1 pseudogene is annotated in these 300 nt (G+C 36.7%); it reads right to left on the bottom strand.

Features of this window, described 5'->3' with window-relative positions:
- A pseudogene (locus ACFIK8_RS12210) lies at nt 1–205 on the bottom strand (hypothetical protein); the annotation flags it as partial.
- Nucleotides 206–300: the final 95 nt, after the last annotated feature.

The following is a 300-nucleotide window of genomic DNA, read 5'->3' as shown; positions in this document are numbered from 1 at the left end:
TCAACACCTGAAATCTCTTGGTATAATTGCTTAAAAGAGCACAAAATACCTTGATATCATCTAGTTTAGACATAATCTCTAAACATGTAACTGGACATTCCTCAAGTGTGATAACATCATGCGATAAATAGCGATTAAAACCAACAATGTAACCTTTCCGGGTCGCAAGCGCTGTTAAAGATTCGTCGACGATTGTGGTATTCACATTCAATCAAAGGAGAAACAAGGGTATCATCGATTCCATGTTTTTTAAGGTATCAACAACTAATTGCTTTTTCCAAACGCGATAAGCATCAGCAC

It is taken from the genome of Bartonella sp. MR168JLCBS (genome assembly GCF_042194175.1).
The sequence above is the reverse complement of the archived record's forward strand: the minus strand, read 5'-3'. Positions and strand labels throughout refer to the sequence as shown.